This window comes from Neobacillus sp. 114 (genome assembly GCF_030127045.1).
GTDB classification, from domain to species: domain Bacteria; phylum Bacillota; class Bacilli; order Bacillales; family Cytobacillaceae; genus Neobacillus; species Neobacillus rhizophilus.
This window is the reverse complement of the sequence record NZ_CP126144.1, coordinates 914,469-928,855: the sequence shown is the minus strand read 5'-3', so window position 1 is coordinate 928,855 and position 14,387 is coordinate 914,469. Positions and strand designations below refer to the sequence as shown.

At 38.7% G+C, this 14,387-nt stretch carries 15 protein-coding genes; 4 read left to right on the top strand and 11 right to left on the bottom strand.

The features are described from left to right. Nucleotides 1-18: 18 nt before the first annotated feature. The 3 genes from nagZ to QNN06_RS04470 form a co-directional block, all read right to left on the bottom strand. Nucleotides 19-1,800 carry a beta-N-acetylhexosaminidase gene (gene nagZ, locus QNN06_RS04480; protein WP_284037103.1) on the bottom strand — a complete coding sequence of 594 codons (1,782 nt, stop codon included), beginning with the start codon at nt 1,798-1,800 and terminating at the stop codon, nt 19-21. 222 nt (nt 1,801-2,022) lie between these two features. After that, nucleotides 2,023-3,807: a M56 family metallopeptidase gene (locus QNN06_RS04475; RefSeq protein ID WP_284037102.1), complete on the bottom strand. Its 1,785-nt coding sequence runs from the start codon at nt 3,805-3,807 to the stop codon at nt 2,023-2,025. A 17-nt stretch (nt 3,808-3,824) separates the two neighbouring features. Further along, nucleotides 3,825-4,211 (bottom strand): BlaI/MecI/CopY family transcriptional regulator, encoded by a 387-nt coding sequence (locus QNN06_RS04470; RefSeq protein ID WP_213118605.1) that lies wholly within the window; start codon nt 4,209-4,211, stop codon nt 3,825-3,827. Between the two features lie 459 nt (nt 4,212-4,670). Here QNN06_RS04470 and QNN06_RS04465 point away from each other — a divergent pair, with 459 nt between their 5' ends. Together QNN06_RS04465 and QNN06_RS04460 are read left to right on the top strand one after the other, a co-directional pair. After that, nucleotides 4,671-5,132, top strand: a complete 462-nt coding sequence (locus QNN06_RS04465; RefSeq protein ID WP_284037101.1) for an Rrf2 family transcriptional regulator — start codon at nt 4,671-4,673, stop codon at nt 5,130-5,132. A 40-nt stretch (nt 5,133-5,172) separates the two neighbouring features. After that, complete coding sequence (locus tag QNN06_RS04460) at nt 5,173-5,841, top strand: NAD(P)H-dependent oxidoreductase (protein ID WP_213118607.1); 669 nt, start codon at nt 5,173-5,175, stop codon at nt 5,839-5,841. Between the two features lie 1,291 nt (nt 5,842-7,132). Here the strand turns inward: QNN06_RS04460 and QNN06_RS04455 are convergent. After that, a complete protein-coding gene (locus tag QNN06_RS04455) occupies nt 7,133-7,702 on the bottom strand; it encodes a TetR/AcrR family transcriptional regulator (RefSeq protein WP_284037100.1) in 570 nt (189 codons plus the stop codon). Between the two features lie 117 nt (nt 7,703-7,819). Between QNN06_RS04455 and QNN06_RS04450 the strand changes: the two genes are divergently transcribed. Both QNN06_RS04450 and QNN06_RS04445 read left to right on the top strand, forming a co-directional pair. Then, complete coding sequence (locus tag QNN06_RS04450; protein WP_284037099.1) at nt 7,820-8,830, top strand: NADP-dependent oxidoreductase; 1,011 nt, start codon at nt 7,820-7,822, stop codon at nt 8,828-8,830. Nucleotides 8,831-8,962: 132 nt separating this feature from the next. After that, entirely contained in the window at nt 8,963-9,262 is a 300-nt protein-coding gene (locus QNN06_RS04445; RefSeq protein ID WP_284037098.1) for a putative quinol monooxygenase, read from the top strand. A gap of 272 nt (nt 9,263-9,534) precedes the next feature. Here the strand turns inward: QNN06_RS04445 and QNN06_RS04440 are convergent, their stop codons facing one another. From QNN06_RS04440 to QNN06_RS04415, 7 genes are all read right to left on the bottom strand, one after another. Then, nucleotides 9,535-9,906, bottom strand: coding sequence for a group II intron maturase-specific domain-containing protein (locus QNN06_RS04440; protein ID WP_249366705.1), 372 nt, complete (start codon nt 9,904-9,906; stop codon nt 9,535-9,537). 5 nt (nt 9,907-9,911) lie between these two features. Next, nucleotides 9,912-10,826 carry a group II intron reverse transcriptase/maturase gene (gene ltrA / locus QNN06_RS04435; protein WP_284037097.1) on the bottom strand — a complete coding sequence of 305 codons (915 nt, stop codon included), beginning with the start codon at nt 10,824-10,826 and terminating at the stop codon, nt 9,912-9,914. A gap of 967 nt (nt 10,827-11,793) precedes the next feature. Then, on the bottom strand, nt 11,794-12,021 hold the full coding sequence (locus QNN06_RS04430; RefSeq protein WP_284037096.1) for a hypothetical protein: 228 nt from the start codon (nt 12,019-12,021) through the stop codon (nt 11,794-11,796). After that, nucleotides 11,975-12,208 carry a YrvL family regulatory protein gene (locus QNN06_RS31340; RefSeq protein ID WP_213118617.1) on the bottom strand — a complete coding sequence of 78 codons (234 nt, stop codon included), beginning with the start codon at nt 12,206-12,208 and terminating at the stop codon, nt 11,975-11,977. Before QNN06_RS31340 ends, QNN06_RS04430 begins: the two co-directional genes overlap by 47 nt. A 255-nt stretch (nt 12,209-12,463) precedes the next feature. Further along, nucleotides 12,464-13,366, bottom strand: coding sequence for an NAD(P)/FAD-dependent oxidoreductase (locus tag QNN06_RS04425; RefSeq protein ID WP_213118908.1), 903 nt, complete (start codon nt 13,364-13,366; stop codon nt 12,464-12,466). Between the two features lie 79 nt (nt 13,367-13,445). Next, nucleotides 13,446-13,838 (bottom strand): Rrf2 family transcriptional regulator, encoded by a 393-nt coding sequence (locus tag QNN06_RS04420; protein ID WP_213118618.1) that lies wholly within the window; start codon nt 13,836-13,838, stop codon nt 13,446-13,448. 219 nt (nt 13,839-14,057) lie between these two features. Next, entirely contained in the window at nt 14,058-14,366 is a 309-nt protein-coding gene (locus QNN06_RS04415; RefSeq protein WP_307852080.1) for a cyclic-phosphate processing receiver domain-containing protein, read from the bottom strand. Nucleotides 14,367-14,387 lie beyond the last annotated feature (21 nt).

Here is a 14,387-nt window from a genome sequence, read left to right as displayed (position 1 = left end):
ACAAACCAATATGAATAATTAATGTAAATATTTATTCAGAAGACTATTGATTGAGTGATTTATTTCATTTATGTTAGGATTTTCTACTTTCATATCGTTAATGCTATAGTTCCTTTTTAATTGAATAATTCTTTCTATACTTTCATTTAATCTTTGTTCAGAGATTTCCCCATTTTGAACAGCAGTTTTTAAAGAGGAGATAATCTTTACAACATTATTATAGTCATGCCCTACTAAAATAATATCGCTTCCTGCCTTTACTGATTCTACCGATGCTTTACCAATATCAAAATGTTCTGTTATCGCTCCCATTGTCATATCGTCCGTTATGATTACTCCTGTAAAACCAAGTTGTTTTCTAAGAAGATCCGTCATGACAGCTTTTGACATGGTCCCTGGATTCGTTTTATCTAATTGAGGCAATAAGATATGAGCGACCATCACAACATCTGCACCTTGATTAATCGCACGTTCAAACGGTATTAACTCTAGTTCTTTAAGTTCCTTAAAGCTTTTATTTACAATGGGAAGGTCCAGATGGGAATCAACCGATGTATCTCCGTGACCAGGAAAATGCTTAATTGTCGTGATAACGTTCTGAGACTGTATCCCTTTCATCGTTTGAACCCCAAGTTTACTTACTATTTCCGCATTGTTCCCAAAGGATCGATCCCCGATTACTGGGTTATTCGGATTGCTGTTAATATCGAGAACAGGTGCAAAATCGAGATTTAAACCAAATTCTTTTAATTCTTGCCCTAAAAGTGTTCCGACTTTAAAAGAAAAATCAGGATTATTTACTTGTCCAATCTGTTTATTTGGAGGAAAGTTAACAAGTCCACCCGGCAATCTTGTCACACGTCCACCCTCTTGGTCAACACCTAGTAAAAGCGGTAGACTTGAACTATTTCCAGCTTTCAGTTGATTCACAAATTGAACGGCTTGTGCAGGGGTTTCAAAATTATTTTTGTAAAAAATAATTCCTCCGACATGGATTTGGCTTATTAATTGTTTTGCGCTTGCATCCATTGTAGTCCCGGAAACCCCAGCAAGAATCATCTGCCCTATTTTATCTTCTAAACTCATTTTAGAAATTACTTCTGAAATGGTTTGGTTTTCTTGTTGATTCGGCTTTTTTGCTTGTTGATTTGGTGTTTTTTCAAGCTGTGTAAAGAGTGAAATATGGTCAACTTTAGGATTGGGCTCCTGTTCTGTTTTTACTGGTAAAACCCATAATAAATCAGTAGAAGACGTTGCATGATAGACAAGTATCATTTGGTCAACAGTTGAACTTTTATAGTATCGAATGGCATCGGGTTGTCCACCAGTTTTCTTAATTTCATTTAACGAGATATTTTGCAGTTCAGAATCATATGACCGTATATCATTTACAGTCTGATCGGCATAGCCGATTGTAGCATGATGACTTTTGTATTCCTCATACCTGCCTTTAGCCGTTTCCGAAATATGATCTGATTTTCCCCACTCTTTGTTTACTTCCTTCCATTCTGTTTTACCGGAAACAAAGGGAATATTCTGAACCATACCTTCCTTAGATAAGGAAAACGTTTCCTCTACTAATTTCTCAAGATTTGAATTCTGATCATTCTTCGAATCCACTTTTCCGGAAGATTGAGTTTCGGAGGGTTGGGTTATAATTGGACTTTCTTTACCTTTCGTCGTCTGTTCGCTACTATTTTCTTTGGTTGCATAATAATAAACGCCAATGATTAAGGCTAAAATTAAAAGTGGAATCGTAAAAATAAGTAGTTTATTTCGTGATTTCCTATGTCTTTTCATACTCCAATTCCCCTTTCTAACTTTTCGTTTTTAGCTTTTATGACGTTTTTTCGAGTTCATCATCCGCTATTTATTTCTTGTTTTTAAACCATTCATGAAAGTCTTTAACAATCAAGAGGATGAAATCATGATCATTTCATCCTCTATTTAAGTTTTTAATTATAATGTTTGCACCTATAACAGAACTCGTCCGCAGTCGTTGCTTTTTTGTTTCATATTTTATCACCATTGTCTTCCCGGATCATTTGACATATTATTAACCGTACCCTTAGGGTAAAGCACAGAATAGTGGTCCATTACCGGGTCCGGATTACTATTTGAAGTCTTAGGAAATACTAACAAAATGTTGTATTCCGAATTTGCAACATACCCTATAATTTCCTCATCCTTACTTTTCACGTCATATGCTGGAATTCCAAATACTTTCTTTACCATAGAGAGTGATAATTCATTTAATTTCTTATCAAAGGATCTCGCCTCAAAAATTCGTGACCCTTTGTTGAATCCAAATACCACATTGTATTTCGAAAATACAGCATAATTCCCTTTAGCATTAGGTACCCAATCAACCTTATCCGGATTTCCTAGCTTTGTCTCTACGTCTTCTATAACAGTAGTTTTAACAGGAAACTCTGAGTTTATGATTTTACCCTGCTTTGCCAATTGCATGATACTTGACAGAAGCTTTCTCTGAGTATCCCCATTAGATGATGAAGCAGTGGTATTGTTATTCGATGCTGTCGCTTTGCTTGTGATGACTTGTGTTGAATTGCTTTGTGATGCTTGGCTTATATTGCCTTGCGTTGAATTGCTTTGTGATGCTTGGCTTATATTGCCTTGCGTTGAATTGCTTTGTGATGCTTGGCTTATATTGCCTTGCGTTGTATTACTAGGTGATGCTTCATCTTGAGATTTTTTTTCCACTGACAGAGAAGAACTTTTTGTATCACTGGTTTCATTTGGGATAACATCTGAACTACCTGGTTTAATGGTGCTTGAGCAGCCTACCATAATTGTAAGAGATACAGCTAAAACTGCAGATATTGCCGAACTTTTTTTAAATCGTGTAATCATAATAATTCTCCGTTTATTGTATTTATTTGCATATCCTAGTGTGCCAGTAGTACTCCTTTTTTCTGAGAATAATCTAAGCATATTGATCATAGTCTGACCGTATTTTTTGACTTCTTCTTTCTTTAAAGTGCTGAGGACAGCTGCATCACAAGCCACTTCACAGTCTTGTTTTACTTGATTAAGTGAATACCAAATTAACGGATTGAACCAATAGATTGCCTTAACAATCAAAAGCAGGGTGTTTACCGCTAAATCCTTATTCCTAATATGATTTAACTCATGGCTTATCACAAACTTAAACTCTTCTGGGGTTAATTTGTCTATAAGCTCCTCTGAAATTAATATTTTAGGACGGATTATCCCGTAAACTGCAGGCGATTTCGAGTAATTACTATAAATAATTTTTATCTTTGAATTTATTTTAAGTCTTGTTTTTTCTGCTTCTAAAATTTCAAGTAGGTCTTCTCTATCACAGGCTGAACACTTTTTCAATTTAGCCATCATCAAGATATTTAGACATAGAATATACAGTAAAATTGATGAAACACCTATTATCCACAGCACCGCTGCAGTATCATAACTAAAAATAGCACTTATAATTCCTGGATCAGCTAATGCGTTACTTTCTTCTATAGACGGTGTATTTCCGGTTGTGATAGTACTGTTTGGTATTATGTTAGGAACATATTGTTCTGCTATAAAATGAGGATCAAGTTCCTTTTGTTCAATTGGAATAAAGTTCATAAAGCTTATATGACTTTGAATGTCTATTGGCACTATTAGCCTAAGTACAAGCAAAATCCAAATATAATAATGAAGCTTTGCACTAAGCCTTTGTCTAAAAATCGCCTTTACGGCAAGTATCCCCAATGCAAGAATACTACCCATAAGTGACAGTAATAAGACTTCTTTAAATACTGCAGATAAAACCATGTCCCATTACCTGCCTTTTAATCGTTATTTTTTTTATGAAGCAATCTTTCCAGTTCTTCTATTTCCTTCTCAGAAATCTTCTCTTCTTTTATAAAATTGGCGAGCATAAGGTGGATAGAACCATCGTATACCTTTTGAATAAACGACCTTGTTTCTTCCAGTACACAGTCTCTTTTATCTACCAAAGGATAATACTCATAAAGAGGCATCTCCTTATTTACACCTATAGCACCTTTCTTTACCAGTCTACTTATTAATGAATGAATTGTTTTGGGACTCCATTTCTTATTAGAACTTACAGCCTCTACTATCTTCGCAGAAGTTAATGGAGATGGAGTTTCTTCCCATAGCACCTTCATTACAATCCACTCTGCATCAGATATATTGCACTCTGCTTTCTTCATCTTTCTCCTCCATCCTACAAGTGTAATCTACAATAAAGACTACACTTGTAGGACGGAGTTGTCAACGTCCCTTTTTTTACTCATCATAAAAATTAATCGAACCTTCCAACTTAGCCAGTTTATTTTGCCTTTAACACTACTCAGCACGCACACTTTTAGTGCGTATTTTTTGAAGAAATAATTATTCTTATTAAACTAACGTAGTAAAGCGTTCCAAAAGATGCAGCAAACTCTGCAAACTCGCTGCAATGGGTAGTAATCGTTCCAAGGCTGCTGCTGTTTCTAATTTGGGTCATAAAAGACAGGGTGAATAACGATATAATGTAAAAAAACCAATTCCTTTTTTATTTCCGCACTTTTTTCTTTACTTTTTTATTATTGTTTTATAAAATACGATAAACAGGATAATCATTATCCTGTTTATCGTATTTTATTCGTTATAGAAAAGAGGAGGTTGTTATGCAAATTAAAAATGGATTCGAACAAAGTGTATATGCCATATGTTTACTTAGTATGTTACCTGCTAAGTCCGTTTTGCCAGGCGAAGCAATAAGTAACCAGATAGGAGCTTCTCCGACTTATTTTCAAAAAATATTAAGGAAGCTTTCAGATTCTGATCTAATTGCTTCAGTTCCTGGTAAAAAAGGGGGATTTAAACTAAAAAAGTCCCCTAGTGAAATAAGGATATATGATATTTTCCTAGCAATCGAGGGACAACAAGCATTGTACTATTCCAATAATGTTTTAGGAGAAATGGTTCCAAAGAAGGACAAAGAAGCATGTGTGCTAAGTGACTTAATGGAAAGAGCGGAAACTTCTTGGATAACAGTCTTAAAAAGTGAGACTATTTCCTCTCTATTTACAGAGTTGCATAAAGAAAAAGAATTGCAAGATTGGGTAAAACAAAATTTAGTCCAATAAACCAACAACCAGAATTAACCATAGAATGGAGAAAATAATCATGAATACAGATTTTCTAGTAAAAGAACAAGTAATTAATGCTTTACAGTTTAGACATGCAACTAAAAATTTCGATAACAGCAAAAAAATTTCAGAAGAGGATTTTAACTTTATACTTGAAGCGGGAAGGTTATCTCCAAGCTCATTAGGTTTTGAACCTTGGAAATTTTTAATTGTGCAAAATGCTGAATTAAGGGAACGACTCAAAGAAGTTTCTTTGGGTGCAGTAAGTCAACTTGATACCGCAAGTCATTTTATAATCATACTAAGTCGCACTGATGTTAGATATGACTCTGATTATATTTTTAAACATATGAAAGACATTCAAAAGATGCCAGATGAAATTATGGAGTTTATATCCAATGCTCTAAAAGATACGCAAGACGCCCGTGGAATTATAAACAACGAACGAGCATTATACGATTGGTCTTCTAAACAAAGTTATATTGCTATGGCTAATATGATGACATCTGCTGCTCTTATTGGAATAGATTCTTGTCCAATGGAAGGCTTTAATTATGATGAAGTGGAAAATATCCTAAAAGAACAAAAATTAATAAAAGGAGAAAATTGGAAGCCTTCAGTAATGGTAGCTTTTGGCTATAGAAAGGAAGATCCCAAACGCGCTAAAACCAGAAGAAATTTAGATGAAATTATAGAATTTGTATAAAGAATAACTATAAAAAGATAGCTAAAGATTAAGGTAACTCCATTTTTGAGTTACCTTAATTATTTTTTTATAAATAATCAGTTTTTTCTATATCTTCCGTTGCAATTACTGCATGTAGCTTTATTACACATTTTGAGATTGTTCATTTTAAGTATACATATAAAAGGCATGGTTAAAGATTTCAAATAAATATTGATTAAAAACTCCATTCTTTCCATATACAACAGCTGTATTAAAAACCGTTATTTTGAAAAATAGATTGATCAAAATGACGGTTCCTGTCTGATTAAATATCAATTTTTCATAATAAAGTTTTATCCTTTTTTATTAAACTATTGCTCCCTTTTGTTTTAATGAAAATCCTCACAATCTCTTCACCTTTAACGATTTTTTCTAATGAGTTATACAACAATCTGGCCCTTTAATGGAATAACTAAGATATGTCTGAATCCTAAAATCACTTAATTGTTCTTCCACTAACGCCCCCATTACTTTAAGTAAAATATTTCACAACCCTTCTTGTTGATTAGGAATAACAATCCCCCGCCTGTTTACCGTAAATAAGACGAAAAACTCATTTAGTAATCCCTGACAATTCATTCAATAAACGCCGAAGTTTTCCATACAAAAAAGGAAAAGAGCCTCAAGGCTCCTAAAAGTATCGCCTATCAGAAAGATGTGGTGTTATTAGATTTTGGCTAATCAAATATTTGCTGAAATCGGAACGAATATAAAGAAATGTTTCCCTCTTTGATAAGCAGAGACTGCAATCCACTGTTCTGCATTCTTTACGACGACTAGAAGGTTAGGATACACAGTTACGTTACAAGAACCAAAAGTCTATTCAACTCGAATCTAAAAATCCAAAATCAGGCGCTCTCCCCATTTTTAAAAACGATTGGGCCACGTCCTATTTAGTATTGCTTTTTTACGGGGTTACCGAAGTTAATTTTCATGGTAGTTTAAATGAAAATCTTCACAATAATTGTTTTTTTCACTAATTATAATAAGAATTTTTCTTTTACTATCTTTTAGGGGGCACCTCACGAAACGGAAAAAATCGTACGCTAAGCAATGCGTTGCAGAAAAAACCGGACCCTTACAAGGGAATCCGGTTCTCGTCATAGCAGCAAGTGAAGTTGAACTATCGTATCCCGTTAGCCATCCATGAAGTACAGCTTCACCACAAAGGATGGAATTTTAAACCGTTCTTCCATGGTAGTTCAATCTTTTGTAAGCTAAGCATGATATCGTTGTGCTAGAGTCCCCTATTAGGGTAGTACTACTTTAGCTACGCCCTGAAATTGCTGCTCGATCGATTCGTCAAGATCGCGCTCGCGATAATGCTGAAGAGATGCTCAGCCCGTGGCGCGGACGAGGGCTGGTTGCTGAGCCACCCAAGCGCAGCAGCTAGCGAGAACAGGTCATCACCATCCATGTCGGTACGCGCCAGACCCCTGACCTGAGCGCGAGCGAGAAGTCGCGTGCCTGCCGTGCGCATCGTGACGCATGAAGTGTGGAGTGCGGACTCTGTGTCCTCCTTGGCTGCCATCATCGCGTCCACAACACCTTGATACTTGCCCGTGAATGCAACGACGTCGCGTAGCCACGACACGAGTGCATCATCGGGTGAACTCGCAGTTTCGAGCTCACGTGCCTTTGTCGTAAACTCGTCGAAGCTTGCGCGGAGCAAAGCTTCGAGCAGCGCCTCTCTCGTCGGGAAATGACGATACAGTGTGCCGAGCCCGACACCAGCTCTGCGAGCTATTTCGCGCAGCGATGCATCGACGCCTTGCTCGGTTACAACGACGCTCGCGACTGCGAGTATGTGCTCATAGTTTTTCTTCGCATCGGCTCGCATAAGATTCCTCCTTGACAATCGGAGCGGCGCTCCGTATAATAATAAATGGAACAGTGTTCCGTTTAAGTGGAGCACTGCTCTTATAAGGATAACACATTTGTGTGAAAGGAGAAAGCGATGTCTACAAACACAATGAAGGCGATTCGGCTGCACGAATTCGGCGGCCCTAATGTACTGCGTTACGAGGAGGCCCCGCTTCCCGAACTGAAACCGGGTGAGGTGCTTGTCCGCGTTCACGCGGTTGGCATCAACCCCCCCGACTGGTACCTGCGCGAGGGGTATAAGGATCTTCCTCCTGAGTGGCGGCCGCAGGTGCCCTTTCCCGTCATTTTGGGGTCGGACGTGTCGGGAGTCGTCGAGGCGGTAGCCACGGATGTGCTGGGCTTCTCCGTCGGCGATGAAGTTTTCGGCATGGTTCGCTTTCCTAGCTTTGGGGAGAGCGCTGCTTATGCCGAGTACGTCGCCGCGCCAGCATCGGACCTTGCACTCAAGCCGGCAGGCATCGATCACGTGCACGCCGCAGGGGCGCCGATGGCAGGCCTCACCGCGTGGCAGTTCCTGATCGAGCTGGGGCACAGTGAACCGAACCCGCTTCAACCGGAGATGCATCTCCCGGTGCCGCTCAACGGCAAGACGGTGCTCATAAATGGTGCCGCGGGCGGCGTGGGGCACTTCGCGGTGCAGCTGGCTAAATGGAAGGGTGCGCACGTCATCGCGGTGGCATCGGGGAAGCATGAGTCGTTCCTGCGCGAGCTCGGTGCCGACGAATTCATCGACTACACCAAGAGCCCTCCTGAGGACGCCGCGCATGACGTTGATCTCGTCCTCGATACCCTTGGCGGTCCCACCACTGGTCGTTTCTTGCGTATTCTTAATCGTGGCGGCGCTTTGTTCCCGGTGTTCTTAGGCTTCTCCGACGCCGAGGAGGCCGCGAAACTGGGCGTAACGGTCTCAATGACCCAAGTGCGCTCGAACGGCCCACAGCTGGCGGAATTAGGGCGCTTGCTTGATGCCGGGACGGTTCGCGTCGCCATCGACAGCACGTTTCCACTTGCCGATGCTCGCAAGGCGCATGAACGAGCCGTCGGTGGGCACATTCAAGGCAAGATTGTGCTCACGGTCGTGTAAGGACGACAGCTCGAATGATTATCGCACTCCTCTTGGAACGTCGCAAAACTTTGCGACGTTCCAAGAGCGAGGACCGCGAATGAGCTTTGAAGAAATTTGCTAACTTAATTAAGAAAAAAAGGATGAACAACAATGATTATACTCATGGGTTACGTTCACCTAAAACCGTCTGATGTGAATGAGTTCACTGCAGACGTTCAGGCTGTCGTTTCCAGCACGAGAGCTGAAAAGGGATGCCTCTTTTATGCCTTTACTTTGGAAGATGCGCGCGCCGGACGCATGCTGACTGTCCAGCGGTGGCAAGATCAAGAATTGCTGACGGCCCATGTTGAAAGACATGAGTCGGCGCCGTTTTTAAAAAAGTGGGGAAACAGGATGAGAATGGACATTCTAAAATACGATATCTCTAACGAGCGCTCGTTCATGGAGTAAAAGAGGTCTCTCAAAGAACAGACCGTGAAGGTCTCCCTTCATTCGGCTCTTGTTATCCAATCGCGTGCAGTAGCCCTATTTGCCTCTGGTAAAAGAGATAAGGGCTGCTCTTGGCAACAGAAGTAAGAAGGATCCGCCGAGGCGGATCCTTCTGCTTTGTATTGAACTAAAGTATCGGCTCATTGAACTTAACTTTTGCTCAATAGAGTAGGAGGGGAATTTTAGTCCCCGACCTCTCACACCACCGTACGTACGGTTCCGTATACGGCGGTTCAATCTTTTAAGTATCGTAACTCATAAAGTTGGGAGATATCTTTCAATCCCCACTTTGTGAGTTTTTCTTTTGTTATCGCTCGGTGCAGGATTTCATTTCTTGATGTTCGCCAATATCCCTTACGGGAATTAGCTAGTTTCCTTGCATCTTCATGGTTGATTCCATATTTTCTAAGCATCCTGTATCTAGTCTTGGGCTTTTTCCATCTTTTCCAGATGAGTTGCCTAAGTCGGTGATTTAACCATTGTTGGGTTTTTATGATAAATCTCTTCATTCGTGTTATCCCATAGTAGTTAATCCATCCAGTGGTTACTTGGTTTAATTTTTTGATGATTTCCTCAAAAGTTCCTGGCTGTTTACGACTAGTCAACTTTCTTAATTTATCCTTAAATCGTTGTTTTGCCGACTCGCTTGGTCGGCACCCGACTTTCCCAAGAGATTATGTAAGTTGAATCCAAGGAATGTAGCTGAGGTTGCACCACAGATATTGCTTTTCCTTTGGTTAATAATTAAACCAAGGTCATTTTCGATGTAACCAGTGATACTAGCCATTACCCTTTCGCCCGCTCGTTTACTTTTGACATAGATGACGAAGTCATCCGCATATCTAATAAAACGGTGTCCTCTCTTTTCTAGTTCTCTATCCAGTTTGTTTAGATATACATTTGCTAAAATGGGCGATAATGGACCACCTTGCGGTGCACCTTCTTTGGTTTCAATATAAATATCTTTGTCGAGAATGCCTGAACGAAGAAATTTCCAAATCAGTTTAAGGACAATTTTATCCGAAATGAACTCCTCCAAATACGCTCTAACTCTTTGGTGGTGAATTGTGTCAAAATAACTTTTCAAGTCGCAGTCCACTACTACTCTGTATCCTTCTTGATAATACTTTTCGGCAAGTTGGATTGCCTGGTGAGCATTCCTGCCTTTACGAAAACCAAAGCTATTCTCAGAGAAGTATGGGTCTATGATTGGTTCAATTACTTGGAGAATGGCTTGTTGTACCACTCTATCCAATACACAAGGTATTCCCAGATATCTTTTGGAACCATCTGGTTTTGGAATTGCAACCCTTTTGACCGGTTGGGGCTGGTAAGTCCCCTCCATAAGTTTCTGTTTAAGAGGTTGAAAGTATTTTTCCATATGTGATTTCAATTGATATACGGTAATTCCATCAATCCCGGGAGCGCCTTTGTTACTTCTCACTTTTTCATATGCATTCCAAAGATTCTCGTTTGCGATAACTTTGTTGATCAATTTGATACCATCTTGTTCTTTCATACCCATGTTGGCATCCCTACGCACTCCTATGAATCATTCGGTTTCCAACCTATTTCATCATAGGTAGCCATCTTTTTGGTGTATACCGCGATGTTTTCTGCGATTAGGCGGGGTGCCTACACCTCCTTGTTTCCCAAGATTTAAGATTGTTCAGTCCTTCATTTCCATAGGAAACTACTATGACCTCTGCTGACTTCTCACGATAAATCTTGTTTCAACCGAGCGAGTTTGCTCGTCCGTGAGACCTCCCCGGGTAAGGGCGATAACCTTCTTCTCATGTAACTGCTATATTTACTGTATGGGACTCGGGCAGTATTGGACTTTATCTTGCTATGCAGATTCATCCGCCCCAATTCAGCCTTGTATATAGTTTCTGTTCGTCAGTTCGAGAATTTGCCTCCAGCTTCCTTCAGATTCCACCTCACGGTGGACACCCTTGCTATTGGCTAACAGTTCCTACTGCCAAGCCTGTAGTGGACTTTCACCACCAAGTTATCGCCCATGCCGGGCGCACATAAGAAAATGAGTTGCGGCGGCAACTCATTTTGATCTTGAACTCTTGCACCCGATAGTTTAAGTGAAAATCTTCACAAAGTTGAAGAGACCAGTTCATTTCCACTTTATCCTTACAACATTTATTACCTTTAACATGGACAAGAGTATTGTCCACATAATATTTTATTGAGTAAATTATAAAAACCAATTTAAAATATTTAAGGAGTGAATTTTATTGTCTAACCCAAAAAAAAGCAGCCTTCCTTATTTTACTTCGTTCTTCAAATAGAATTTTCAAACCATCTTTAACTTCATAAAAACTAAGTGAACTAAAACCAAATCCAATAATAATACAACTAATTCCTACATATAAAAGTGTCATATCTTATTTTCTCCATATATTATTAAAGGTTTGTAGGAAGAATAAACTGCGGAAGCAGAACCGTTCTAAACTCTTGCCCCTGTTAGATCAAGGACTTTATTTAACTGGTAAAGGTTTATCAGGTCGATTAGGACAATAATGACAGTTAGGGTCACTGCATTGAGATTCAGTCCAGTTGTTATAATACGGACAAAGATAAGCATCAAAATCTTCATAGTAAACCAAGTTGAAATTACAAATAGAACAACGTTGTGATTTATCAATAAAACCTTCTATTTCAAATCCATCTATAATAACTAGGTCGTCTTTTTCTCCTATTTTCATAAGTCCTCCATTGTTTTTTACAATTGCACTCGTTAGCTGAAGAATACACCGTTGAATTACTGTTTTTTCTATTATCAAATGGAATTTCGATAAAGAATAATAATAAAGCGGCGACAAATTCTGTTTTCAATGGTATTGTAATGCTATTCATATATTCATCTACTGTATGTAAAGCTAACCACGTCAAAGTGCAGTCGTTCTTGTAGAGACGTGCACTTTATTTGGAGTGACGGGCATGATAGCCTGTTTTGGCTGAGCCAGAATCCTTGATACACCTGGCTTCATGGCTTATAATCATGCCCGCAGAGGCTCCAAGTAAAGTGACAAATTGCCTGTACTTACTTCCAGTAGAGGGTTCGACAATATTTAAAAATAACTTCAAAATGACGTATTCACTTAATGAAGCACTACACTACATTTAAGTACATTGTTTCACAATGTTTTAATTAAAATCCTCCAGAGTTAAATCTGTATTCACTCCAATTGCGGCTCTACTTCCTTGAGCCGCCGCAATAATCACTTGTGAAGGAGCGATAACGGATGTGTCACCTGCCGCATAAACACCTTCAATATTTGTCCTGCCTAACTCATCTGTAATGATTCCACCAAGCTGGTTTATTTCGCAACCTAAAGATTTTCCAAAAGGTGAAGCCTGAATCCATTCGGGAGTCACAAATCCACCATCCCTCTTTTCTTTTTCATCATCCTCAAAAATTACAGCTTCTAAAAACCCATTTTCACCAACAAGAGTTTTAATTTTTTGTTCAAATACCTTTATTTCTTTTCTTTGAAGCACGTCTTTTTGCTCCGTAGTTAAAACCTTGTGTCCATTAGTACAAACGATTAAGTTTTTGCTCCAATTATAAACAGTTTTTACCATATGAAACACAGATGGGAGTTCAGATAACACTATTAGCGGACGGTCTTTCAACTCCCAGCCATCACAATAAGGGCAACTAAAAAGACTTTTTCCGTAATAATCCATAAGGTTTTCCACGGACGGATGGATTTCCTTTAGACCAGTTGCTAAAATAACTTTCTTTGTTTGAATACATTCCCCTTCTTCTGTTACGAGTTCAAATATTATTCCCTTTTTTTTAATGTCAGTAATTTTTTCATTTCTAATCATTACAGAAGGATATTTGGCTATGTCCTGATGAGCAATTTCTCTAAATTCTCTTGGTTTAATTCCGTCTCTTGTAATAAATCCATGCGACTCTTGGGTAACTGCGTTTCTTGGAGAGCTATTGTCGAATAAAATCACATTTCTTCTTGCCCTACCTAATACAAGTGCAGCATTTAAACCTGCTGGACCTCCACCTACAATTACACAATCTAACATAATAATATACACTCCTTTTAATTAAATACATTCAAGACCTTTATTATCTATAATAGCAGGATAAAAAAAGACATCAATTAAATTATTCAGATGTCTTAGCTAAATCAGCCAGGGTTTGCCTCCTTAATTCTTCTTCCATTTTTTTTTCGGACTTCAACATTACTTTTTGGATCTGACATTGAGGTCCATGGTCTAATCCGCACTCAAACAATGATGACTTTCCCTCAATCGCAAAAATAATATCAAGAAAAGAAATGGATTCCCAGCCTCTTGTCAATGAATATCCACCATTTGCTCCTGACACAGAAGATACCATTCCTTCTTTTACAAGCTTGGTTAGGATTTTAGATAAGTAAGTTGGTGAAACATTCAGCTTTTCTGCTAGTGTCTGTACCCCTATTGGTTTGCTTGATTTTGACAAGGCTAAATTTAACATTGTATGAAGAGCATAATTAGTTGCTTTTGAGTACTTCAATGTATTAATCCCTTCCTATCTATTAAAGACTATAAGACTCTCTAATATCCATTATAATTGTGTAAAAACGATTGTCAAGATACATGCTTTATTCAACTCCATGTTAGTAAAAAAACGTCACCACCTATTGTTGAAATGCACCCGTTAAGCTGAATAAGGATGAGATGTAACTAAATTATCCTGAGTATTTATTGGGTGTAATTGAATAATGATATATCTCTATATCCTTCTCAATAATTCCCTTCTTTGGGCGGCTTTTAGCGTCTGATACATATTTTCTCTTCCTACAACATTATCTGTATGAAGGTAGATTTTATCTGCACGTAACCCCTTTTCACAGATATACTTGACCAAATCATATCCTGTTGGAAGTAAGTTTCCATCAATATCTTCACCTAAATCGTGGTCTAAAGAGAGAATATGAACCTTAAATTTTTTTATGTAACGTATTGCTTCTTTAATGTTTATATATCCGTCAGGGCAATCCCTTAAATCATCCACATATAGATTTATGATTTCAATAGCCATTCGAGCACCCCCCCAAGCATC

Excerpts from the sequence above, each read along its gene's own strand:
- nagZ (WP_284037103.1), bottom strand. The coding sequence starts at position 1,800 with ATGAAAAGACATAGGAAATCACGAAATAAACTACTTATTTTTACGATT.
- QNN06_RS04475 (WP_284037102.1), bottom strand. The coding sequence starts at position 3,807 with ATGGTTTTATCTGCAGTATTTAAAGAAGTCTTATTACTGTCACTTATG.
- QNN06_RS04470 (WP_213118605.1), bottom strand. The coding sequence starts at position 4,211 with ATGAAGAAAGCAGAGTGCAATATATCTGATGCAGAGTGGATTGTAATG.
- QNN06_RS04465 (WP_284037101.1), top strand. The coding sequence starts at position 4,671 with ATGCAAATTAAAAATGGATTCGAACAAAGTGTATATGCCATATGTTTA.
- QNN06_RS04460 (WP_213118607.1), top strand. The coding sequence starts at position 5,173 with ATGAATACAGATTTTCTAGTAAAAGAACAAGTAATTAATGCTTTACAG.
- QNN06_RS04455 (WP_284037100.1), bottom strand. The coding sequence starts at position 7,702 with ATGCGAGCCGATGCGAAGAAAAACTATGAGCACATACTCGCAGTCGCG.
- QNN06_RS04450 (WP_284037099.1), top strand. The coding sequence starts at position 7,820 with ATGTCTACAAACACAATGAAGGCGATTCGGCTGCACGAATTCGGCGGC.
- QNN06_RS04445 (WP_284037098.1), top strand. The coding sequence starts at position 8,963 with ATGATTATACTCATGGGTTACGTTCACCTAAAACCGTCTGATGTGAAT.
- ltrA (WP_284037097.1), bottom strand. The coding sequence starts at position 10,826 with ATGGGTATGAAAGAACAAGATGGTATCAAATTGATCAACAAAGTTATC.
- QNN06_RS04430 (WP_284037096.1), bottom strand. The coding sequence starts at position 12,021 with ATGAAAATAGGAGAAAAAGACGACCTAGTTATTATAGATGGATTTGAA.
- QNN06_RS04415 (WP_307852080.1), bottom strand. The coding sequence starts at position 14,366 with ATGGCTATTGAAATCATAAATCTATATGTGGATGATTTAAGGGATTGC.